Below are 22,073 nucleotides of genomic sequence, written 5' to 3' on the forward strand. Positions count from 1 at the left end.
AATCAATAGCCTCTATTCTATCCTTGGCTGGTTGAGTTACTGTGCTCGGTTAGGGTGATACCAAGGAAAAAGCATTGTTATTACAGCTCAGAGAGCAAAGAGATCCTGTGGGGTCAGGGTCAATTCAGGAAACTGTTTTGAAACCAGCTTCTCTTCTTGTGTGAAAATCCTTTCATCGTATAGACCTTCATTAAAAGTCAGAATTGTAATTTTTTCGGCGCTCGGATCAATGAGCCAATATTCCGGAACGGCGATCGCCGCATATTCAGAGCGCTTATAACGGTAATCTCGAATCACCGACTCTGGATTGACAATTTCCACGACCAAGTTGGGTGTCGATTGATAGATGCCAGCTTGATCCACCGCAGCGGCAACCTTTTGTTGATCAACCACCATCAAATCGGCAATCCGTGATTTTGCGTAACCAACCCGCAACCCTGTTTCCCGGAGGCAGTACAGGGGGAGATTTAAGCGCGTGATTTCTTGTTTCAGGCGATCGCCCAATTTTTCCGCAAGTAAAATATGGCGAAAGGTGGGGGGCGTCATTGCAACTAAATTGCCATCTTCAAGTTCGTAGCGGGTATCGGTGCCGTCATCATGGCAATACGCTTCAAAGCTATAACGGTTTGTCGAGGTGGCAACCATGGGCGGAAGTTTCTTTAGGGAAATAACTTCATTGCTTCCCATTGTACTGGACTGTTTTTCCAGACATCGTTAAACGTTAACGGCTCGCAATTTGGGCGAGGTGCCAATCGGGGCGGAGGTTTTGGGCGTGGCGCAGGTAAGAGTGGTAAATCTCCGCCTGGGGTTTGGGGGTATTGAGGTGAATTAAGACGCGAATACAACGCTCCAGGCTTCCTTGGACAGCCATTTGCTGCACATCGAGGAGGGGCACATTATCCCAGTTGGGCCGTTGCCGGGCGATCGCCGCCGGAAAAATAGCGTCCAAATCGGCAGTGGCAGTGAACACCACACTGATAATTTCTTCGGGGTCTAGTTGGTTGCGGACTTCAATGTCATCGAGTAGTTCCCGCACCGCATCGGCGATCGCCTCCTTGGTATTGGCCGTTGCTGTAATTGCGCCTCGAATAGCCCGCACCTTCCAGTCCACGTTGGTTTCCTCCGCCTCAAGCATCAAAAATTTTCGAAATTAGGGTCGATAGAGCCACAGGGGGTGTCCCGCCGTTGCCAGTTCAAATTCTACCCAATTAAGGGCGTTCCCCACGGGCGAACTCAGTTGATTGCGACTCAAAAGGCGAGTAATCAGGGGTTTGGGTTCCTCAATGGTGCGACATTCTGCCTTATCTGGATCTAAGCCCGCTAATTTTGCGGCCCAAATACGTGCATCTTCTTCAGTGCCGAGGCGATCAACGACACCAAGCTCCTGCGCTTGTTCTCCGGTAAAAATGCGACCATCGGCAAAGGTTTTCACTGTTTCCACATCCAGATTGCGGGCTTCGGCGACGGTTTTGACAAATTGGCCGTAGCTGACATCGATCATTTCCTGGAGAATATTTTCTTCCGCTTCGGTCAACTCCCGGTCAAAGGACAAAATATCCTTGTAGGGGCCAGACTTAATCACCTTAAAAGAGACACCAACCTTTTCGAGAAGCCGCTCTAGGTTATTGCCCCGCAAAATAACGCCGATGCTGCCTGTAATTGTCCCCGGATTTGCAACGATGTGCTGCGCTCCCATGCCGATGTAAACGCCCCCGGAAGCCGAAATATTGCCGAAGCTGGCGACAATCTTTGTTTTTTCCTGGAGTTTTTTGAGGGCGTAATAAATTTCTTGGGAGTCGCCCACGGTGCCCCCAGGGGAATCGATCCGCAACAGCAGGGCCGGATATTTTTTCTCTTCGACTTCTTCGAGGGCTTTTAGGACTCGTTTTCGGGTATCAGCGGCGATCGCCCCGGTGATTTCAATACGCGCAACTTGTTTACGGGTTTTCGGAGGAAACGGCCACACCATAGGGATTTGTCAAAAATAAATAATGAAATGTTAGCAGGCCCTGCAGATTAGACGTTGAGGGCACTAATCCCCTATGCTAACTGATCCGCTGGGTTTTACCGTGGTTTTTCCGGCGGTAGTGGGCAAGTTTTGGGGGCCAGTGGCGGGGGGACTGTACGGGAAAGAACAACAAAAATTATAAATTTCCCCTATGCTTAACATTACTACACATTACCGCGAGTCTTTATAGTTGCCCTGAATTTATGGCCCTCAATCTCTCGAAGTCGAACTTTAGTCAATTTCCCTTGGTACTGATTGCACCCTTTTTCCTGTGGGGTACGGCCATGGTCGCGATGAAGGGCGTGATCCCCCAAACCACACCTCTTTTTCTAGGAGGGGTGCGCTTAGTGCCAGCGGGATTATTGGTGTTGCTGTTCGGACTCCTATCGGGACGCGATCGCCACATTTCTTGGCAGGGTTGGCTCTGGATTGGCCTTTTTGCCCTAGTCGATGGCCTCATGTTCCAAGGCTTTTTAGCAGAGGGACTCGTGAAAACGGGAGCAGGATTGGGTTCCGTGATGATTGATTCGCAACCCCTTGCCGTGGCCCTTTTATCGAGTTGGCTATTTGGGGAAGTGATCGGCCTCTGGGGTTGGCTAGGGTTAGGTTTCGGGATTTTGGGGATTAGCTTAATTGGCATTCCTGATGCGTGGATTTTGGCGCTGTTCCAGGGAGATCTTTCTTTTTTTCAGTGGGAAAACCTCGGTATTAGTGGTGAAGTGTTGATGCTGGGAGCTTCCCTATCGATGGCAGTGGGCACGATTTTAATCCGTTATGTCAGTCGCCATGCGGATCCGGTGATGGCAACGGGCTGGCACATGATTCTCGGCGGGATTCCGCTCTTTATTGCTTCGGATCAACTAGAAACCCTGCAATGGCAATTTATTAGCACGTCGGGCTGGTGGGCCTTGGCCTATGCCACGATTTTTGGCAGTGCGATCGCCTATAGTTTATTTTTCTACCTGGCGTCCGAGGGGAATTTAACCAGTCTTAGCGCCCTGACGTTCCTCACCCCTGTTTTTGCTCTAATTTTCGGCAATGTCCTCCTCAACGAAAAATTAAGCCCCCTGCAATGGGTCGGTGTGGGCTTGACCCTGGTGAGCATTTATTTAATTAACCAACGGGAAAAAATTGCCGCTTGGTTTTCCCAAACTGAAGCTGTAGCAGGGGTAGGCACGCCCCAGGACAGTAAAATTCCCGTCGAAAGCAGTAAACAAAATTAGGTTTCTTTCTGAAGCAAATGCTGGTTTAGAAACTGGGATATTCGGGCTAAGGCGATCGCCGGAATTTCGTGGCCCCCAGAAAATTCAAAATAGTCGAGGGGAACGCCCACTTGACCCAGTTGGGTTTTGGCTTGGTGGGCTGCTTGGATCGGCACCACGGGATCTTGGGTGCCGTGGATTAGTAACGTCGGCGAAAAATCCCCTGGCCGTCTTTGGGGTTCGTAATGGAGATAGCCGCTGCAACTACAAAGGGCCGCGAAATTGAACTGTAAACCGACATCGAGGGTCATCGCGCCTCCCTGGGAAAAGCCAATCATCGCGGTTCGTTCCGGAGGAATGCCCGTATTTTCTGGTAGGATTTGCAGCCACTGAAAAAGGCGATCACGCGCCTCTGGCAAACCCTGAAAATCTTCCCGTTCCAGGGCATACCAAGCCCGCCCCTGGGGACTTTGGAAATGGGGAAAAGGTGCATTGGGGAAAAGAAAGTGACAGTGGGGAAGATCCAGCATCCGGGCCAAGGGCTTGAGGTCATGGTAGTTGGCCCCCCAACCGTGGAGCATCACCACCAAATATTGCGCGGTCTCCGGTGGGCAGTTGGCAAATTCTAAACTTTCTAACGGGGCGATCGCCATAATTTTCTATTCTCCAAATTTTCAAAACATTAAATACCGCAAACAAAAAAAGAGAGCCGCCATAGCCCTCTTTCACATTTCTCACTCAGAACAATTAACGGTCAACGGAACCCATAATCACGTCAATGCTACCGAGGATCGCCATAATGTCCGCTACTTTCACGCCCTTTAGCAGGTGGGGCAAAATTTGGAGGTTATTGAAGTCTGCCGAACGAATTTTCCAGCGCCAGGGGAACACATTGTTATTGCCCTGGATGAAAATTCCCACTTCGCCTTTGCCACTTTCGAGACGGACATAATGTTCACCGTCAGGAATTTTAAAGGTCGGCGCAACTTTTTTCGCGATGTATTGGTAATCGAAGTCGTTCCATTCGGATTTTTTCCCTTCTAACATCCGCTTGGCTTCGAGGTTTTCGTAGGCACCGCCGGGCATTCCTTTCAGGGCTTGGCGAATAATTTTCACTGACTCGCGCATTTCCCGAATCCGCACCAGATAACGGGCAAAACAGTCCCCAGCAGTTTCCCACTGCACATCCCAGTCAAAATCGTCGTAGCATTCGTAGTGGTCTACCTTGCGGAGATCCCATTTCACCCCAGAGGCCCGTAACATTGGCCCTGACAGACTCCAGTTGATCGCTTCATCGCGGGTGATCGTGCCGACCCCTTCTACCCGGCGGCGGAAAATGGGGTTATTGGTGATTAGTTTTTCGTATTCATCAACTTTGGGATCGAAATAATCGCAAAAATCTAAACATTTATCGTTCCAACCATAGGGCAGATCGACGGCTACACCACCAATGCGGAAATAGTTGTTGTTAATTAGGCGCATTCCGGTGGCGGCTTCCCACAGATCATAGATCATTTCCCGTTCCCGGAAGATGTAGAAGAAAGGCGTCTGGGCACCGACATCCGCGAGGAAGGGGCCAAGCCAAAGAAGGTGATTGGCAATGCGGTTCAGCTCCAGCATGATCACGCGGATATATTGGGCGCGCTTCGGTACTTCGATATCGGCGAGTTTTTCGGGGGCATTAACGGTGATCGCTTCGTTAAACATCCCTGCGGCGTAGTCCCAACGACTCACATAGGGGACATACATGACATTGGTGCGATTTTCGGCAATTTTTTCCATACCCCGGTGCAGATAGCCGATGACGGGTTCGCAATCAACGACGTCTTCCCCGTCAAGGGTGACGATCAAGCGTAATACGCCGTGCATGGAGGGGTGGTGAGGCCCCATGTTAATCACCATAGGTTCGGTACGAGTTTCAATTCTTGTCATGGATCCGCAGGTCTTCCGTTATGCTTATTTAAATTAAATCTGGTGATGGGGTGAGATGGTTTGTTTGTGCATTGCGTTTTTCCAATCTCCTGAATCACCGTTGCTTATGAGTTGCAGTGATTGGCTTTTAGATGGTTTGACGCTAGGTTTATTTACTCTCTGAACATTATAAAGTTTCGCTTAACCATGACAAGCTTGCCCACTTTTCGGCGATCGCCTCTTCTGTTACAGGCGTTGACCCACCGCTCCTTTGCCAACGAACAACCAGAGACAATCCAAGACAATGAGCGTCTGGAATTTTTAGGCGATGCGGTGCTCAAGTTCATCATGGGAAAGCTGCTGTATGAGCGTTATCCTGACTTTCAGGAAGGGGAACTGAGCCGGTTGCGGGCCAGTTTAGAAAATAATCGCCACCAGCTCGCTGAATTTGCCCAGGCCTTGGGTCTCGATCAGATCTTGCGCCTCGGCAAAGGGGCCGAAAAGGAAGGGGCCAGGCAAAACCCAGAGATTTTAAGTAATACCTTTGAGGCGGTCGTCGGGGCTTACTTTCTAGATGCGGGGATCGAAGCGGCGATCGCCTTTGTCGAAACCTTAGTCATTCCCGTGGCCGATCGCCTCGTGCAACAACCAAGCAATTCCCTCGCCCAAAATTTCAAAGGCCAATTGCAAGAGTGGGCCTTAGCAAACCACGGTGAAATCCCGAAATACAAAACCCTAGAGGAATCCGGGGCCGACCATGCAAAAACTTTTACGGTGGCGGTTTATCTCCAAGGACAGGAATGGGGCCGGGGTCAAGCGGCCTCGAAGAAGCAAGCCCAAAAAGCCGCAGCCCAGGTTGCTTTACAAAAATTAACCTCTTCATCAGTGCCCACCGAGCCGTCTCCTAAACCACCTGCAACAGATGATCGTTTTGCCCTCCTCCAAGCCCTTGCCACCCAAATCACCCCGCGCCAATCCCTTTAATTGGGCGAGAAAATGGCTGTCCTTGATCCCCGATGCAGGCTTGGTTTGGTGTCGCTGCGAAAAATTTCGATACAATATAGTGTGATTTACTTTACAAAACCACACAATTCATTGACGGCGAAACCACTGTGACCCAGTATCCTTCCGTTGCCCCCGACCACAAACTTGGTTCTACCACCTTGACCCGCTATGACGCCAAGGCGATCGCCAAACATTACCGTTGGCGACCCTGGCAATCCCTATGGCGGGCCTTTACGATTATTTGGTTATTTGGGTGGTTTTCCTTCAAATTGTGGCTAGATAGTAAACGCGAAGAAGACCCCGAAACCCGCGCCCGTCGCGCTAACGAACTGCGTGAAATTCTGACCCGCTTAGGGCCGACATTTATCAAAGTGGGGCAAGCCCTTTCAACCCGGCCGGACTTGATTCGTCCCGACTTTCTCGAAGAATTAATCAAGCTCCAGGATCAACTGCCTTCTTTTGATAACGAGATTGCCTTTGCGATTATTGAAAAAGATCTCGGTCGTCCCGTCGATGACATTTACCAAGAAATTTCCCCCCATCCCGTCGCGGCAGCCAGCCTCGCCCAGGTCTATCGGGCACGTTTGTATAGTGGTGAAGAAGTTGCCGTTAAGGTACAACGTCCCAAATTACTCCCGCTGCTGACCCTTGATCTGTACCTGATGCGTTTAGGGGCAAGCCTGTTTGCCCCCTATCTTCCCCTCAACTTGGGCCATGACTTGACGTTAATTGTTGATGAATTTGGCACCAAGCTTTTTGAAGAAATTGATTACATTAACGAAGGTTGCAACGCCGAGAAATTTGCCGCTAATTTTCGCGACGATCCCACCGTTAAAGTCCCTGCCATTTATTGGGAATATACAAGCCATCGCCTTCTCACTCTGGAATGGATTCAAGGTTATAAGCTCAACGAATTAGACCGCATCCGTGCCGCTGGCCTAGACCCTGACAAAATTATTGAAATTGGCGTAACCACGGGACTGCGACAATTGTTAGAACATGGTTTCTTTCATGCTGATCCCCACCCAGGTAATCTGTTTGCCACCTTTGATGGACGCATGGCCTACATTGATTTCGGCATGATGGATCAGTTGGATAACACCACCAAAGAGACCATTGCTAGTTCCGTTGTCCAGCTGATTAATCAGGATTATCAAACTCTGGCGAAGGATTTTGTGGAATTGGGTTTTCTCGCCCCTAAAACAGATATCCGTCCGATTATTCCGGCCCTAGAAAAAGTATTAGGGAAAGCGGTGGGGGAAAGTGTCGGTGATTTTAATTTTAAGACGATTACCGATGAATTTTCGGCGCTGATGTATGAATATCCGTTCCGGGTGCCGGCCAAGTTTGCGCTGATTATCCGCTCCCTTGTGACCCAGGAGGGATTGGCCCTGAGTTTGAATCCGGATTTCAAAATCGTCGAAATTTCCTATCCTTATGTTTCCCGGCGTTTGTTAACCGCTGAAACCCCAGAGCTACGCCGCAAGCTCCTAGAAGTACTCTTTAAAGACGGAAAATTCCAATGGCATCGCCTCGAAAATATGTTGGCGATCGCCCAGGCAGATAATCAGTTTGATATTTTACCCACGGCCCAAATGGGTTTTCAATATCTAATGTCCGAAGAGGGTGCAGAAATTCGCCGGATGATCCTCCTGGCCTTAACGGAAGACGATCGCCTCCATACCGAAGAAGTACAACGACTCTGGGCGCTCCTGAAAGACGAATTTCAACCCCAAAAATTACTGGGGGCCGCCTGGTCAAACCTCCGTCAATTTTCCGGTGAGCGTTTAACGGCTGTTTTGCCGAGTTTCGCCCAATCTCGGTCATAATGAAGGCTAGTTAATAAAGTTTTGTTAAAAAATCCATGGAAGAATATTATTACTATTACATTCCCCAGCCGCCGTTTTTGTTGGTGGGCCTTGGCTTGTTTATTGCCCTAACTAGCGGCTTTGCGTTCCAGAGTACCCTGAAGCTCAAAGCACGGGGGATTGTTGCCAATAACGACGATATTCGCAAACAGTTATCCACCATTGATTTACAACTGCCTCTCTTTGGCATTGGTATGGGCATGAGTATTTTTCTCGCCAGTGGTTTAGAAGTCTTTTTTATCCCCGCTTGGTTTGCCTACAGCTTGTCTTTACCTTTAACTATCGGCACTGTGGGTCTTTTATGGAAACAATTGGAGCGAGTCTTTGCCATTCTCCGGGAAGGTGGATCAAAAGCCCTAGAAGTTGATTCTTTCAATATTTTTTAAGGCCAATTTAGCGCCCAACACAACCGAATTATCGCTCAATCGCCTCCTTTAGTCCGGGAAAAAATGCACCAGGTTAAATCCTGAGGCTCGTCCCAGCAGTTCCAAGGGAGGCAATGCTTCTTTTAGGGCCGGTTGTTCTGTTAACAGATTTTGGTGAATGAGCCAATATTGCTCGCCAACGGGCGCTTCGAGGGGCTGGGGACGCACAGGGCGATCGCCATAGAAATCTAAGCTGGGCCGACTGTAATCAAAGGTGGTGAAAATAATCGCATCGGCTGGGGTTTCCGCCCGAATAATGGCGGCAATGGGTTTGACCGGAAAGACTTCGTTAATTTCCCAGACCCAAGCCTGGGAGCAAAACAGCAGAGCTAAACCGCAATACATTCCTCCCACCAAAATATAAAGAGCCTGGGGCCGGGGCCAAAGCCAGGTAGTCACGGCAAACATCCCCCCTAGGGTAAGGGCCATTAAAATTAAGGGAATCTGGGGATCTGTGAAGTAGAGATAAATACCTCCCCCCAAAGCGGCGATCGCCAACAACCCAAATAGCCCCCGCAGAAACATCGCCTTGCGTGGTGGTGCATCCCAGAGTTTCGCTAAGTAATGTCCCAGCGCAAGGGCCAAAAACGGGTAAACCGGCATCACATACCAGGGCAATTTTGTCCCCATCACAGAAATTAAACCCAGATAAAAGATGCTGCCCGTCAAAATTAATTTGCTGCTGGATATTTGGCGGGTCTGCCAAAGATATTGATAACTTTGGGGTAGAAAAAATAACCAAGGGGCCGTGTATTTGGCTATTTCTAATAAATAAAACCAGGGGGGCTCTTGGTGACTTTCAACGGTACTGGCGACCCGGTCAAACCCTTGGTTGAAAAAATGGACCTGAATAAAAGTCGCACCATAATGCTGAATTTGCGCCCCATACCAGAGAAGCACCGGGCAAGCGCCGAGACCCAACCCCAGCCAAATATAGGAATTTTTAAAAACAAACCAGCGACGATCCCAAATCACAAACAACAGGGCGATCGCCCCCAGGGGAAGCATTAATAACCCCTTGACAAAGGTAATGATGCCCAAGCCCAGACCGAAGCCCAGTCCCCAGATGGGAGATTTTTGCACCTTGAGTAAACACCAGAGACTGAAGATGAGGGCCGTTAAAACCAGACCATCAAGCATCAGCAGACGACCATGGCGCACCACTGGCAAGAGGGTGAGATAGACCAAGGCACTCCACAGGGTAGGTGATCGCCCCTGGAATAATTGCCGTCCGAGGCAGTAGAGGAGAGGCACTCCCAGGGCACTGCCGAGAGCCCCCGGTAAGCGACTTGTCCATTCATTCACGCCACCGAGGGTATAGCTACTGGCCACGAGCCAATCCATTAAGGGGGGTTTCAGCAGGTAAGGATCGCCGAATTGGGTGGGATGCAACCAGTTGCCAGTACGGAAAATTTCCCGCGCCACCAGTGCCCTGGTGCCTTCATCCCAATCCCGGAGGGGCATATTTCCCAGATTCAGGCAAAACAAAAAAAGGGCCGCTAGGCTTAAACCTAAGATAATTTGGCGATCGCCAAGGGTTTGGCTCCAATCTTCCCACCGACGCTTGCTGTGGCTCATGAAGAAGTTTTTGTTTTACGGCTGGTGGTTTTTTTTGCTGTTGTTTTTTTCGTCGTCGTTTTCTTTTTTGTCGTCGAACGCTTCTTCGTTGCTTTGCTACCCGCTTTTTCGGCGATTAGTTCGAGGGCCTTTTCGAGGGTAATTGTTTCTACGGTTTCTCCTTCTGGCAAACCTGCATTCACTTTTAGGTGATTCACGTAGATACCATAGGGGCCTTCATAAACATTGACTGGTTCGTTATCAGCGGGATGTTTCCCCAGTTCCTTCAGGGGCGTCTTTGTTTTGCCCCGGCCACGGGAACGCTTTGGTTGCGCTAATAGTTCCATGGCCCGTTCAAAATCGATCGTAAAGAGATTGTCTTCTTTTTTGAGAGACCGATAATCTTTACCTTCTTTCCCTTGGTCGTGGACAACATAGGGGCCAAAGCGACCGAGACCCACTTTGACGGGTTTGTTGGTTTCGGGGTGTTCTCCCAATAGGCGCGGTAATGCTAACAGATCCACCGCCATCTGTAGGGTGAGCTCTTCAGGCTTAACGGTTTTGGGAAGGGAAGCACGCTTGGGCTTTTTCTTCTCTTCGGTGACTTCGCCCAGTTGAACGTAGGGGCCATAGCTACCCACAAGTAAATAGATAGGATCGCCTGTTTGAGGGTGCGTCCCCAATTGTTCGGGGCCTTCGGTTTTTTGTTTGAGGATTGTTTCAACCTGCTCCGGATCGAGATCGGCGGGGGTTAAGTCCGCTGGTAGGGATGCAGTGATCGTTTCTTCGCCGTTAGCAGCTTCAATGTAGGGGCCAAAGCGACCAATTTTGACTTTCACGGGGAGGTTTTCGATGGCGATCGCCTTCGCAGTGGCCGGATCAATATTTTCCTCGCGCACTTTTACTTGGGTACCCAGGCCATCATCTCCGAGGTAGAAATTTTTTAGATAGGGTAACCATTGGGCTTTGCCGGTGGCAATCTCATCGAGGGTCTGTTCCATTTGGGAGGTGAAATCTGTATCCACCAGATTGGGGAAATGTTCCTCCAGGAGGGCCGTCACCGCAAAGGCCGTAAAGGTGGGAGTTAAGGCTTTATCGCGAATTTGCACATAACCGCGATCAACGATAGTGCCGATGATTGTGGCGTAGGTGCTGGGGCGACCAATGCCTTTACTTTCGAGGGCTTTGACCAAACTGGCCTCGGTATAACGGGCCGGGGGTTGAGTATTGTGATCGACTTCTTCTAATTTTTTGCAGGTGGGTTGGTCTCCTTCCTTGAGATCGGGGAGCACCACTTCTTGGTTTTCGAGGGCAGCATCGGGATCATCAGAGCCTTCCACATAGGCCCGGAAAAAACCCGGAAAATCAATGCGTTTACCAGCAGAGCGGAACTCGGCATCATCGACCTTGAGAATGACCGACAGTTGAGTGAGACGAGCATCGGCCATCTGACAGGCGACGGTGCGTTTCCAAATGAGGTCATAGAGGGCTAACTCTCGACCACTGAGGCCGGTTTCCTGGGGCGTACGAAAGCTGTTACCCGCAGGCCGGATCGCTTCGTGGGCTTCCTGGGCTCCTTTACTTTTCGTTTTGTATTGGCGCACCTTGGGGCTGAGATATTCTGTGCCGTATTTTTCTGCAACGCAACTACGGGCTGCGGCGATCGCCTGCTCGGAAAGATGCACCGAGTCCGTCCGCATGTAGGTAATGTAGCCCTCTTCGTAGAGCTTCTGGGCGGTACGCATGGTATCCCGCGCCGAAATACCGAGTTTGCGGTTGGCTTCCTGTTGCAGAGTGGAGGTGGTAAAGGGGGGCGACGGGCGGCGGGTACTGGGTTTTTCTTCGGTTTTGCTGACCGTCCAAGGTTGATCTTGTAAACGCTCCTTGAGGGCGATCGCCTCTGCTTGGGAGAGAACGACAACTTTTTTACCCTTGCTGAGTTTCCCCGTGGCCGCATCAAAGTCACTCCCAGACGCTAATTTCTTGCCGCCGAGGGTGATCAGCTTGGCCTCAAATTTTGATTTCTTCTGGAGCAGTTCTGCCTTGAGATCCCAGTAATTTGCTGATTGGAAGGCCTGCCGTTCCCGTTCCCGTTGCACCAACAAGCGTACAGACACCGATTGTACTCGTCCCGCCGAGAGACCTTTAGCAATTTTGCGCCAGAGTAAGGGCGAGAGGGTGTAGCCCACTAAACGGTCTAAAATCCGGCGGGTTTCCTGGGCATGGACGAGGTTTTCGTCAATTTCCCGGCAATTAGTTAAAGCTTTTTGGATGGCTTCTTGGGTAATCTCATGGAAGACCATCCGTTTAATCGGCACCTTGGGCTTGAGCACTTCGAGCAAATGCCAGCTAATACTTTCCCCTTCGCGGTCTTCGTCCGTCGCCAGAATCAATTCATCGGCTTCTTTGAGGGCTTGCTTGAGTTCGGTGACAACTTTCTTCTTTTTCTTCGGCACGATGTAGAGGGGCGCGAAGTTGTTTTCCACATTGACCCCAAGCTGAGACCAGGGCTGCCCTTTTTGTTCCTTGGGGATTTCCTCGGCAGAGGAGGGTAAATCGCGGATATGGCCCATGGATGCCGTCACATGATATCCCTTCGGTAGATAGTTCCGAATGGTACGGGCTTTGGTCGGGGATTCAACGATGACAAGGGTAGACATGGGCTGTCAAAAAAAGTGAGGGTTTAGGTGTTTAGGCTTCTGATATACCTTACATATCTAATCAATGGCCCATAAGCCCCTGTTTCGTCAAGGATTAAATTTTTCTAAGTCTCCGGCATAGAACTGAGAATTCAGGCGTTTACCCTGTTTTTAAGGTTTTGTTGCACGGCAACGGGTTGAAATCCCCGTCCTTTGGGGCGTACCATGGGTTGATACATCTTGACCACTGCATCCCGCAGCGCAAACTTAAGCCCAGCGGGTCGTGTCGCAAGAAAAAGTATTGGGTCTGGGGAACCCGGACGCCTGCCTGTGGAGGCAATGTAAGACCAAAAGAACGACTGAGATCTAGAGGCCATTGCTGTCGAATCAGGAAGCTCTGCCCGTCTGTGGTGGGGTAGTTCACTGGAAGTTGGTTCACTAAGCCGAAGAGCAAAGATGGATTTTTCAAGCACTGTGGCAAGCCAGTTGTACACTGGGGCAATTCTGCCGGAAAGTATCGTTATTTTGACCCTCATCGTTGTTTTGGTGGGGGATTTAATTGTCGGACGCGCTCGTTCGGGTTGGATTCCCTACGCGGCGATCGCCGGACTGTTGGGGTCAGTATTCGCCTTGTACCTCGGTTGGGATAATCCCCATCCCGTTGCCTTTTTGGGGGCATTTAACAGCGATAACCTCAGTATTTTATTCCGGGGCATCATTGTCCTGTCTACGGCCTTCACGATCATGATGTCGGTGCGCTATGTGGAACGTTCCGGCACCGCCCTCTCTGAATTTATCTGCATCTTGCTCACGGCCACCCTGGGGGGGATGTTCCTCTCTGGGGCGAATGAGTTGGTGATGATTTTTGTCTCCCTCGAAATGCTTAGTATCTCGTCTTATCTACTGACGGGCTACATGAAGCGAGACCCCCGTTCCAATGAGGCCGCCCTCAAGTATTTGTTAATTGGGGCCGCGAGTTCGGCGATTTTCCTCTACGGTGTGTCTTTGCTCTACGGCCTATCGGGTGGCAAGACAATTCTCAGTGAGATTGCCCTTGGATTTACGGATCCCCAGGGGGGCCAGTCTCTTGCGTTGGCGATCGCCCTGGTCTTTGCGATCGCCGGGATCGCCTTCAAGATTTCAGCGGTGCCCTTCCACCAATGGACCCCTGACGTTTACGAAGGTTCTCCGACCCCCGTTGTTGCGTTTCTCTCGGTGGGGTCTAAGGCCGCTGGTTTCGCCCTGGCGATTCGTTTATTGGTAACGGTTTTTAACCCCGTGAGCGAAGAATGGCACTTCATTTTCACAGCTTTGGCAATCCTCAGTATGGTCTTGGGGAACGTGGTGGCCCTGGCGCAAACCAGCATGAAGCGGATGTTGGCCTATTCTTCCATTGCCCAGGCGGGTTTTGTGATGATTGGCCTCGTTGCGGGGACTGATGCGGGCTATTCCAGCGTAATTTTCTATCTGCTGGTGTATTTGTTCATGAACCTGGGTGCGTTTACCTGTGTGATTCTTTTCTCTCTCCGGACGGGCACAGACCAAATCGCGGAGTATGCAGGACTTTACCAAAAGGATCCGTTACTGACCCTCGGCCTCAGTGTTTGCCTACTCTCGCTTGGGGGCATTCCGCCCTTGGCTGGGTTCTTCGGGAAAATTTACCTATTCTGGGCAGGTTGGCAAGCGGGCCTCTATGGCTTAGTGCTGTTGGGTTTGATCACCAGTGTGATTTCGATCTACTACTACATCCGCGTGATCAAGATGATGGTGGTCAAGGAACCCCAGGAAATGTCTGATTCTGTGCGCAATTATCCAGCGGTCACCTGGACGGCTGTAGGGATGAAACCTTTACAAGTGGGTCTGGTACTGTCGGTGATTATCACGTCTTTGGCGGGAATTCTCTCGAATCCGTTGTTTGTGATTGCGGATCAATCCGTCACCAGTACACCAATGTTGCAGGCGGCAAATCATCCCACAGAACAGGTCGTTGCCCAAGTAGAAAGTGAAATACTTGGAGTGGCGATCGCCGATTAGAAATTCTTACTCTACAATTTAATATAGTTCTCTAGCTCCAGTTTTCAATATAAATTGGGGCTTTTTAGTACAGTCTATACGTTGAAAATTATGAAAGAATTATTCCAATGGAAGTTGCCTCTGTCAAAGGAAAATTATGATAATCTTTGGAGAGAGGCTATATTTATTTTTGATACAAACTTTCTTTTAGATCTGTACAGAGGATCTTCCTCAACAACCGATGATCTGATAAAAATCTTACAAGAATTAAAAGATAGAATCTGGTTACCATATCAGGTGGCTGATGAATTTTTAGATCGTCGGGAGAAAATATTTAATGAAGGAAAAAACTCATTTAATGCAGCACTTGAAGCCATTGAAACTTGGAAGTGTTCTCAGCTTAAGTTAAAAGACCTCCAAGAGAAACTCAAGCAGTCAGGTAGGATTATCAATGCCGAAATAGAGGAATTCTTCGATCTAAGCCTTGATGAGTATGACAAACAAGTCAATCAAGTAAGTGATGCTATATGCTCAAGAATAGCTGAAACCCAAGAAAGCCATCGGATTTATTCTTTAAATGAAGATTCTGTTTTACCTATTCTCCTTGAGCTGTTTGAAGAAAAAGTAGGGCTCAATTACGAACAGAAAATATTAGAGAATTTGTATAAAGAAGGAGAGACTCGATATGAAAGAGAACAACCTCCTGGCTTTAAAGATAAAAATAAGGAAGATGATAGAAAATATGGTGACTTAATTCTCTGGAAATAAATCTTGGATTTTGCAAAAGAAAAACGATGTTCTGTGATTTTTATAACAGGAGATAGTAAAGAAGATTGGTGGATAAGAAATAATGAAAAAATTGTTGGCCCACATACCGAGTTACGAAAAGAATTTCATGAAGAAGTTGGACAGCTCTTCTGGATGTACCGGACTCAACGCTTTCTGGAATTGGCCAAAGAAAAATTAAGTATAAACATTAATGATTCTTCAATTAGCGAAATTGAAAATATTGAAAATTCACAACTACAAGAAAAAAAATCTGCGTTGCTGTATTCAGACAGAGAAGCTGATTATAATTTACCGGGCTTAGATTTTTTGAAGCCTAATAATTGGTTGGGGTCAAGGTCATTTGCTGATATAGAGCGGGCAAATAAAAGTGTGAATAAAATACTTGAGTCTTTTCAGCTTTCACAAAAAAATATTAAAGGACTTCAGCCTACCCAAGAAGTATTGGAGGCACTTGGGTTATTCAATTCTGATCAAAAAGTACTTGAATCACTTAATTCTACGCAAAAAGCAATTGAAAAAACTCTTAAACTTTCACTCTTATCCGAAAAATTGCAACAATCTCTAGCGTATTATCAAAATCTTGAAGATCAACAAAAGAAAATACTTAAACAGATTGTTTTGTTAGATTTACAATCTTCTTTAAACGGTCCAATAACTGCTATCCGTAATCATCCTGATCCTGGACAAATTTCACAAGATAATTTGTCTGACGATTGATTAAAACAAAGGTGTGAATATTGAAAAAAACAATCCTTGTTTGTTGTCACCATACTTGTCCAAAACAGGGTTCAACGGCGATTTTGGCCGCCTTCCAAGCCCAAACTCCGGCGGATGTTGAAGTGCGACAGGCTGGTTGTTTTGGGGAATGTGGCAATGGCCCCCTGGTGCGCGTGCTGCCCGATGAGGTGTGGTATGCCCATGTACAACAAGCCGATATTCCAGCAATTGTTAAACAGCATTTGCGCCAAAACCGACCCGTCAAACAGAAGCTCTATGGCAAATTTCACCAACCCAATCATGGGGCGATCGCCGCTCTCTTTTTATTTTTTTCCTTTTTCGGCTTTCTGATCGGGCTATGTTGGCTCTTGGCTAGTCACACGGAAGTCTTTTGAAAATCATGAAAATAAGCTGGCCGCCAGTGATGTTTACGCGCCAGAACTCGCTAAGATGAGGGGCGATCGCCTTTTATTCCCCTTAAACCGCTCTAAAAACTATGGATCTAAAATCCCTGATTCGTGACATCCCTGATTTCCCCAAGCCCGGCATTCTCTTCCGCGACATTACCACCCTCCTCAACCACCCCGAAGGTATGCGCTACACCATGGATGCCCTAGTGCAACTCTGCCTTGAAGCCAACCTCAAACCCGATCATGTGGTGGGGATGGAGTCTAGGGGGTTTATCTTTGGGCCGACCCTCGCCTATAACCTCAATGCTGGTTTTGTCCCCGTGCGTAAACCCGGCAAACTCCCCGCCGCCGTCCACACCGTCGAATACGAACTCGAATACGGCACCGACACCCTCGAAATTCACCAGGATGCCGTGGGGTCTGGGGACAAAATTGTCATCGTCGATGACCTGATCGCCACCGGGGGTACCGCCAAAGCCACCGCAGAACTGCTTACAAAAATTGGCTGTGACATCATTGGTTTTGTGTTTATCGTCGAACTCCTAGATCTTAAGGGCCGCGATCGCCTGCCAGACGCCCCCGTGCTTTCCCTCATACAATACTAGGCAGGATTTGGAACACCCGATTTAACCCCCCAATGAGCATTCGTAATCCCCTGACGATCTTTGATCGAGAAACGATTTTTTATATCTTAAAGCGCCTACTCCAGGCGATTTTTACCCTATTTTTGGCTTCGATCCTGAGCTTTGTGATTATCCAATTGGCTCCAGGGGATTACCTTGATGCCCTCCGGCAGAACCCAAAAATGACCGAGGAGACGCTCTTAGATCTCCAAAGTCGTTTCGGCCTCGATCAACCGATTCTGACCCAATATGGCCGCTGGCTATGGCGGGTGGTGCGCTACTTTGATTTTGGCATTAGTTTTGAATCCTTCCGGCCTGTCCATGAGCTGCTCCTAGAACGGATGCCCGCCACCCTACTCCTGGCGCTCACGTCAATTATCGGTACCTGGGCGATCGCCATTCCTTTAGGGATTCTCAGTGCGGTGAAGCAAAATACCGTCCTCGATAAATTTTTGCGGGTGATTAGTTACCTCGGCCAGGGTTTGCCCAGCTTTATTACGGCCCTCGCCTTGCTGATGGTGGCCCAACAGGTTTCCCCGTTACTCCCGGTGGGGGGCATGACCAGTATTAATTTCGTGGATCTCCCCTGGTACGGCAAAATTCTCGACATCGGCTGGCACATGATCCTACCCACTATTGCCTTGAGCTTAACGGGCTTTGCGGGGTTGCAACGGCTGACCCGTGGTCAACTCCTAGATGTGTTGCGGCAAGATTATATCCAAACGGCGCGGGCCAAGGGCTTACCCGAAAATCGCGTGATCTATGTCCATGCCCTCCGCAATGCGATCAATCCCCTCATTACCCTGCTGGGCTTTGAATTTGCCAGTCTGTTGAGTGGCTCATTTATTTCTGAATTTTTCTTTAACTGGCCGGGCCTGGGAACTTTGACGTTACAAGCGGTGCAATCCCAGGATTTGTATTTAGTCATGGCGGCCCTGATGATGAGTGCAACCATGCTCATTGTGGGGAATCTCCTGGCAGATTTGATGTTAAAGTTTGCTGATCCCCGCATTAAATTAGACGATTTGAAGTAATTGCATCATGGCCTCCAGAAGGCGCTACAGCAGCAAAGATTTATGACCAAGGTTCCCCCGTTGGGGCTTCTTTTCCTAGAGTAGAGAAAACGACGGGGGACTTATTTTATGGTGCGTTGGCTGAAGCGTCTTTGGTGGAATCTTGTCCATAAATCGACCCATGTCCGTCAGGAACCACTCAATAAAGTGAGTATTGTAATCCTGATTTTGATCGACATTTTTGTGTTGATCAATGTGTTTCAGGGTCTTGATAGTGTTGGTAACTGGCCCCTTTCGCCCCAGGAACGGTATCCTTGCTACCGCGTTTATCAGACCTATCAAAATAACAATAACTCCGATAAAGACTTTACCTGGGTAATGGAAATGTTGGGGGATTATCCTTCCCAAGACATTCAGCTCGTTGAAACAGAAGGGCGCTTGGGGGAAGTTTCTAGCCAGTGCGATCGCCTTTTGGCCCTCACACCAACGGTAAAAAATCCGGAAACCCTGGCTTTATCCAAAGAGATTCAGAATTTACAAACCCAAATTAATGAAGTCAACCAACGCATTGCCACCTACAAAGAGCAATATGATTCGACGCTTTTAGAAGAAATTGCGGGCCAAGATCCGAATCAATCGATCAACGAAACAACGGCAGCCCAAACGAAGGCCGACATTGAGGCCGCCGAAGCCCAAAAAGCGACCCTGACCGAGACCCTAGATCGTAAAAAAGCCGAGCTTCTTAATCAATCAGAGGTACAGGCTTATTTAACGGCCATTGGCGATCGCCAATTTTTTGCCACTTTAAAACAGGATTTTGAACGGGCTGAATTTTGGCACCCCAATCGGCAATTCTTTTTGCAGACCCTTTTCCTCTTACCGCTGATTTTGATCAGCTATTTTTGGCATCGTCAGGCCGTAGAGCGGCACCGGGGAACCCAGGCGCTTTTAAGTTGGCATTTATTACTTATTTTTCTGATCCCCCTGCTCATTAAAATTCTCCAATTTATCCAGTTTGGGAATCTAGTGCGGGCGATTTTTGATGTCTTGATCGCAATTTTTGGTGGCTTAGTTTTTATTTCTAGCTATCTGCTGATCTTGATTATCCCGCTGTTGGGCTTTGGCTTGATTAAATTTCTCCAGCGGTTTGTTTTTAATCCCAAAGTCCAGGCGAAAAGTCGCATTCAAAAACAGCGCTGCATTCAATGTAGTAGTCGGCTCCGTAAAGACGATCAATTTTGTCCTTTTTGTGGATTTGAACAATGGATTAGTTGCCCAAACTGTGCGGCAAAAACCTATAAATACACAGAATATTGTCGCCAGTGCGGGGTGGATTTATCGGATTCTCTGCCCCAGTAAATCTAAAATTATTCAGGCCGCTCTAGGTTTTCTGGGAGGTCAATAAAGACCCGGTCTTCTGGGGTGACGCCCCGGACAATCTGGGTGCGATCGCCGACGGTCGCGCCGATGATCACAGGCTTAAATTGGGGGGTGTTATTCGCATCAGGAATGAGCACCCCGGTTTCGCCATTTTCTGTGGCGATCGCCACCGTGGGCACTGTCATCACATTAGTTAAATTTTGGCCGACGAAAGTAACGTCAGTATTCATCTTCGAGCGGAGAAATTCCCGACCCGATAACAGGGCAATGCGCACCTCAAAGGAAGTCACATTATTTTCGACAATCGCTTCCGGGGCCACCAACAACACCCGTCCCCGAAACACCTGGGCGGGATCCGCATCGGCAACAATTTCCACATCCTGACCCGGTTCAATTTGCTGAATATCCACTTCTGGCACCCTGGCGACCACCTCCAAACCCCGCGCTAGGGCCAAAATAGACGAAGAGGTGGCCGAGGCCGTACTCGAAGCGGCAGTCGTTGGCGTTACAAATGCCCCTTCGGTGGCGAATTTTTGGGTGATCACCCCATCAAAGGGCGCCCGAATAATGCTGTCTTGGAACTGTACCGCCGCAATTTGTCGCTGGGCCTGGGCCTGTTCGAGGGCCGCTGTCAGTTGAGTTAACTGGGGTTCAGCGTTGCGTTCGAGGCGATCTAGGCTCGCTCTGGCTTCGACGGTGGCAGCGGTAAGGGCTTCAAGTTCGGGATTGGCGGTATTTCTGACCTGGGCTAACCGTTGCTGGGCTTCAAAAAAGCGGGCGCTAGCATTGTCAAATTCGTTGCGGACATCGTCATAGGTTTCCTGGGCGATCGCCCCACTGTCGAGGAGTGTTTCAAAGCGTTCAACCTTGTCCTGGGTGCGCTGGAGATTGGCTTGGGCTGCCGCCAGTTGCGCATTGGCTTGATCAATTTCTTTGGGAATACGCTGCTCCGCCTGTTGCAGTTGGGCTTGGGTGCGAATGTAGCGGGCGCGGGCTTCTTCAATTTCTCCCTGGATACGGGTTTCTGTGGCCCGAAGTTCGGCAATGCGTTGTTTCGTCAGAGATTCAGCACGAATCCCCTCGGCATACAGTTCACTATTGTCCATAATTGCCAGTTCTTGGCCTTCGGTGACAACATCTCCCTGTTCCACGAGCAGTTGGGCGAGGCGACCGGGGGTTTTGGGACTAATGTTGACGCTCTGGATCGGTTCGACAATGCCGTTGGCCTCGATGCGCACCGCTAAATTTTCCACTTCAACGGGAACGGTCAGGGCTGCCAGTTGTTCTTCATTCACCCCTGCTTGGCGATCGCCAAACATTCTCGCCACCGGCAGACCAATGAGTAGCACCCCACCAGCTAAGGCAGCCAAGGACAAAACAACTTTTTTGGGGGTGACAAGGGCACCAATCATAGGAATTTTTGCGGGGGGTTGCGTGAACAGGACTAATCCGTAGTCTACTGTAATCCCTCAAAATTGAAATAGTCCCCCGTGGGGAATCTTTTTACAATGGTTTTACGTCAATTGCGGGGGAAAGTCGCTAGACTTGGTTTTAAGAATCGTTGTTTCGTGAAGAGTTGAACCGTGCCTAAACATCGTTGGTTAGTTGCCCTTGGAGCCTGTGTTAGTGTGTTGTGGATGGGAAATAGTCCTGTGCGATCGCAGGCGGTACTGCCCCTGAGGCGGGATTTTGACCAGGCCCAAATGGAACAACAGGGGCTGATGCTCATCGAAGATGCAATTCAACTTTCTCGCTTCCAACAATATGAATGGGCGATTCCCCGGGCCAAACTCGCGACCCAACTGGTGCCAGAACGTTTTGAAGCTTGGTACATTTTGGGCACTCTCCTCGTGCAAGAGCGGGAACTTGATGCCGGGATTCAGGCCCTCACCACAGCAAAACGACTCAACCCCCGTGAAAGTGGTGTCCATAGTATTTTGGGGTCGGCCTATTTCCAACAGGGAGATTACGAAGGGGCACTACGGTCGCTGAAAACGGCTACCCAGCTTGGGGACAATTCCATCGAAACCCTCTTTGATCTCGGCAATACCCAGTACAAACTCAAGCAATATGATGCGGCGATCGCCACCTACAACCAAGCCGTTGCCCTCGATGCCACCTTTTGGCCGGGGATTAATAATATTGGCTTAATCCAGTACGAACAAGGCAAGGTTGATGCTGCCATTGACAGTTGGCAAAAGGCGATCGCCCTCGACCCCACCGCCGCAGAACCCCAACTCGCCGTTGCCGTGGCTACCTACACCAAGGGTGATCGCGCGAAGGGCTTAGAACTGACCCGTACCGCCCTAGATCTCGATGGTCGTTACGGCGAAATTGATTTCCTCGTGGAAAACCTCTGGGGTGAAAAATTGATCCAGGCCACTCAAACTGTTTTTGATACGCCAACCGTCCAGGCTTTTTTTACAGAACTCGACCGCAGGGCATTTCAACCGGAGATGGAACCCTAGGGACAAGGGTGCGATACCATAAGCATCACTGCTTCTCTGTTGATG

The 22,073-nt window shown here is 49.3% G+C and carries 18 protein-coding genes and 1 pseudogene; 11 read left to right on the forward strand and 8 right to left on the reverse strand.

Annotated features, from left to right (window positions below; genetic code table 11):
• Positions 1 to 87: 87 nt before the first annotated feature.
• From AWQ22_RS12780 to sppA, 3 genes are all read right to left on the reverse strand, one after another.
• Positions 88 to 645: a Uma2 family endonuclease gene (locus AWQ22_RS12780; protein WP_065711328.1), complete on the reverse strand. Its 558-nt coding sequence runs from the start codon at positions 643 to 645 to the stop codon at positions 88 to 90.
• A 76-nt stretch (positions 646 to 721) separates the two neighbouring features.
• Complete coding sequence (gene aroH, locus AWQ22_RS12785; protein WP_065711329.1) at positions 722 to 1,135, reverse strand: chorismate mutase; 414 nt, start codon at positions 1,133 to 1,135, stop codon at positions 722 to 724.
• A 15-nt stretch (positions 1,136 to 1,150) separates the two neighbouring features.
• Positions 1,151 to 1,969 (reverse strand): signal peptide peptidase SppA, encoded by an 819-nt coding sequence (sppA, locus tag AWQ22_RS12790; RefSeq protein WP_065711330.1) that lies wholly within the window; start codon positions 1,967 to 1,969, stop codon positions 1,151 to 1,153.
• A 242-nt stretch (positions 1,970 to 2,211) separates the two neighbouring features.
• Here sppA and AWQ22_RS12795 point away from each other — a divergent pair, with 242 nt between their 5' ends.
• The gene (locus tag AWQ22_RS12795; protein WP_065711331.1) at positions 2,212 to 3,231 is read left to right on the forward strand and encodes a DMT family transporter; all 1,020 of its coding nucleotides are present in this window, start codon (positions 2,212 to 2,214) and stop codon (positions 3,229 to 3,231) included.
• Here the strand turns inward: AWQ22_RS12795 and AWQ22_RS12800 are convergent.
• Both AWQ22_RS12800 and AWQ22_RS12805 read right to left on the reverse strand, forming a co-directional pair.
• Positions 3,228 to 3,863: an alpha/beta hydrolase gene (locus tag AWQ22_RS12800; RefSeq protein ID WP_065711332.1), complete on the reverse strand. Its 636-nt coding sequence runs from the start codon at positions 3,861 to 3,863 to the stop codon at positions 3,228 to 3,230. The genes AWQ22_RS12795 and AWQ22_RS12800 overlap by 4 nt on opposite strands.
• Before the next feature lie 94 nt (positions 3,864 to 3,957).
• A complete protein-coding gene (locus AWQ22_RS12805) occupies positions 3,958 to 5,142 on the reverse strand; it encodes an NAD(P)H-quinone oxidoreductase subunit H (protein ID WP_012308136.1) in 1,185 nt (394 codons plus the stop codon).
• A gap of 186 nt (positions 5,143 to 5,328) precedes the next feature.
• Between AWQ22_RS12805 and rnc the strand changes: the two genes are divergently transcribed.
• The 3 genes from rnc (at position 5,329) to AWQ22_RS12820 (ending at position 8,380) form a co-directional block, all read left to right on the forward strand.
• The gene (rnc, locus tag AWQ22_RS12810) at positions 5,329 to 6,105 is read left to right on the forward strand and encodes a ribonuclease III (protein ID WP_065711333.1); all 777 of its coding nucleotides are present in this window, start codon (positions 5,329 to 5,331) and stop codon (positions 6,103 to 6,105) included.
• Between the two features lie 128 nt (positions 6,106 to 6,233).
• On the forward strand, positions 6,234 to 7,955 hold the full coding sequence (locus AWQ22_RS12815) for an AarF/ABC1/UbiB kinase family protein (protein WP_065711334.1): 1,722 nt from the start codon (positions 6,234 to 6,236) through the stop codon (positions 7,953 to 7,955).
• A 35-nt stretch (positions 7,956 to 7,990) separates the two neighbouring features.
• The gene (locus AWQ22_RS12820) at positions 7,991 to 8,380 is read left to right on the forward strand and encodes a hypothetical protein (RefSeq protein WP_030007777.1); all 390 of its coding nucleotides are present in this window, start codon (positions 7,991 to 7,993) and stop codon (positions 8,378 to 8,380) included.
• Between the two features lie 48 nt (positions 8,381 to 8,428).
• Here the strand turns inward: AWQ22_RS12820 and AWQ22_RS12825 are convergent, their stop codons facing one another.
• Together AWQ22_RS12825 and topA are read right to left on the reverse strand one after the other, a co-directional pair.
• On the reverse strand, positions 8,429 to 9,997 hold the full coding sequence (locus AWQ22_RS12825) for a glycosyltransferase family 39 protein (RefSeq protein ID WP_065711335.1): 1,569 nt from the start codon (positions 9,995 to 9,997) through the stop codon (positions 8,429 to 8,431).
• On the reverse strand, positions 9,994 to 12,636 hold the full coding sequence (gene topA, locus AWQ22_RS12830) for a type I DNA topoisomerase (protein ID WP_065711336.1): 2,643 nt from the start codon (positions 12,634 to 12,636) through the stop codon (positions 9,994 to 9,996). The genes AWQ22_RS12825 and topA overlap by 4 nt, the downstream gene beginning before the upstream one ends.
• Before the next feature lie 435 nt (positions 12,637 to 13,071).
• On the opposite strand from topA, the gene AWQ22_RS12835 reads away from it, so the two are divergent.
• The 6 genes and pseudogenes from AWQ22_RS12835 to AWQ22_RS12865 all read left to right on the forward strand — a co-directional run bounded on the left by AWQ22_RS12835 (position 13,072) and on the right by AWQ22_RS12865 (position 19,539).
• Complete coding sequence (locus AWQ22_RS12835) at positions 13,072 to 14,649, forward strand: NAD(P)H-quinone oxidoreductase subunit N (RefSeq protein WP_065711337.1); 1,578 nt, start codon at positions 13,072 to 13,074, stop codon at positions 14,647 to 14,649.
• Between the two features lie 90 nt (positions 14,650 to 14,739).
• Positions 14,740 to 16,134, forward strand: a pseudogene (locus tag AWQ22_RS17140) (PIN-like domain-containing protein).
• A 20-nt stretch (positions 16,135 to 16,154) separates the two neighbouring features.
• Positions 16,155 to 16,529, forward strand: coding sequence for a ferredoxin (locus AWQ22_RS12850; protein WP_065711340.1), 375 nt, complete (start codon positions 16,155 to 16,157; stop codon positions 16,527 to 16,529).
• Positions 16,530 to 16,630: 101 nt separating this feature from the next.
• The gene (locus tag AWQ22_RS12855) at positions 16,631 to 17,149 is read left to right on the forward strand and encodes an adenine phosphoribosyltransferase (protein WP_030007782.1); all 519 of its coding nucleotides are present in this window, start codon (positions 16,631 to 16,633) and stop codon (positions 17,147 to 17,149) included.
• A gap of 32 nt (positions 17,150 to 17,181) precedes the next feature.
• Positions 17,182 to 18,201 carry an ABC transporter permease gene (locus AWQ22_RS12860; RefSeq protein ID WP_030007783.1) on the forward strand — a complete coding sequence of 340 codons (1,020 nt, stop codon included), beginning with the start codon at positions 17,182 to 17,184 and terminating at the stop codon, positions 18,199 to 18,201.
• Positions 18,202 to 18,309: 108 nt separating this feature from the next.
• Positions 18,310 to 19,539 carry a zinc ribbon domain-containing protein gene (locus AWQ22_RS12865; RefSeq protein WP_065711341.1) on the forward strand — a complete coding sequence of 410 codons (1,230 nt, stop codon included), beginning with the start codon at positions 18,310 to 18,312 and terminating at the stop codon, positions 19,537 to 19,539.
• Between the two features lie 8 nt (positions 19,540 to 19,547).
• Here the strand turns inward: AWQ22_RS12865 and AWQ22_RS12870 are convergent, their stop codons facing one another.
• Positions 19,548 to 20,972: an efflux RND transporter periplasmic adaptor subunit gene (locus AWQ22_RS12870; RefSeq protein WP_012308147.1), complete on the reverse strand. Its 1,425-nt coding sequence runs from the start codon at positions 20,970 to 20,972 to the stop codon at positions 19,548 to 19,550.
• Between the two features lie 171 nt (positions 20,973 to 21,143).
• On the opposite strand from AWQ22_RS12870, the gene AWQ22_RS12875 reads away from it, so the two are divergent.
• Positions 21,144 to 22,028: a tetratricopeptide repeat protein gene (locus AWQ22_RS12875; RefSeq protein ID WP_065711342.1), complete on the forward strand. Its 885-nt coding sequence runs from the start codon at positions 21,144 to 21,146 to the stop codon at positions 22,026 to 22,028.
• Positions 22,029 to 22,073 lie beyond the last annotated feature (45 nt).

The sequence above is a fragment of the Picosynechococcus sp. PCC 7117 genome (genome assembly GCF_001693275.1).
GTDB lineage: Bacteria > Cyanobacteriota > Cyanobacteriia > Cyanobacteriales > MRBY01 > MRBY01.

Excerpts from the sequence above, each read along its gene's own strand:
- AWQ22_RS12780 (WP_065711328.1), bottom strand. The coding sequence starts at position 645 with ATGGTTGCCACCTCGACAAACCGTTATAGCTTTGAAGCGTATTGCCAT.
- aroH (WP_065711329.1), bottom strand. The coding sequence starts at position 1,135 with ATGCTTGAGGCGGAGGAAACCAACGTGGACTGGAAGGTGCGGGCTATT.
- sppA (WP_065711330.1), bottom strand. The coding sequence starts at position 1,969 with ATGGTGTGGCCGTTTCCTCCGAAAACCCGTAAACAAGTTGCGCGTATT.
- AWQ22_RS12795 (WP_065711331.1), top strand. The coding sequence starts at position 2,212 with ATGGCCCTCAATCTCTCGAAGTCGAACTTTAGTCAATTTCCCTTGGTA.
- AWQ22_RS12800 (WP_065711332.1), bottom strand. The coding sequence starts at position 3,863 with ATGGCGATCGCCCCGTTAGAAAGTTTAGAATTTGCCAACTGCCCACCG.
- AWQ22_RS12805 (WP_012308136.1), bottom strand. The coding sequence starts at position 5,142 with ATGACAAGAATTGAAACTCGTACCGAACCTATGGTGATTAACATGGGG.
- rnc (WP_065711333.1), top strand. The coding sequence starts at position 5,329 with ATGACAAGCTTGCCCACTTTTCGGCGATCGCCTCTTCTGTTACAGGCG.
- AWQ22_RS12820 (WP_030007777.1), top strand. The coding sequence starts at position 7,991 with ATGGAAGAATATTATTACTATTACATTCCCCAGCCGCCGTTTTTGTTG.
- AWQ22_RS12825 (WP_065711335.1), bottom strand. The coding sequence starts at position 9,997 with ATGAGCCACAGCAAGCGTCGGTGGGAAGATTGGAGCCAAACCCTTGGC.
- topA (WP_065711336.1), bottom strand. The coding sequence starts at position 12,636 with ATGTCTACCCTTGTCATCGTTGAATCCCCGACCAAAGCCCGTACCATT.
- AWQ22_RS12835 (WP_065711337.1), top strand. The coding sequence starts at position 13,072 with ATGGATTTTTCAAGCACTGTGGCAAGCCAGTTGTACACTGGGGCAATT.
- AWQ22_RS12855 (WP_030007782.1), top strand. The coding sequence starts at position 16,631 with ATGGATCTAAAATCCCTGATTCGTGACATCCCTGATTTCCCCAAGCCC.
- AWQ22_RS12860 (WP_030007783.1), top strand. The coding sequence starts at position 17,182 with ATGAGCATTCGTAATCCCCTGACGATCTTTGATCGAGAAACGATTTTT.
- AWQ22_RS12865 (WP_065711341.1), top strand. The coding sequence starts at position 18,310 with ATGGTGCGTTGGCTGAAGCGTCTTTGGTGGAATCTTGTCCATAAATCG.
- AWQ22_RS12870 (WP_012308147.1), bottom strand. The coding sequence starts at position 20,972 with ATGATTGGTGCCCTTGTCACCCCCAAAAAAGTTGTTTTGTCCTTGGCT.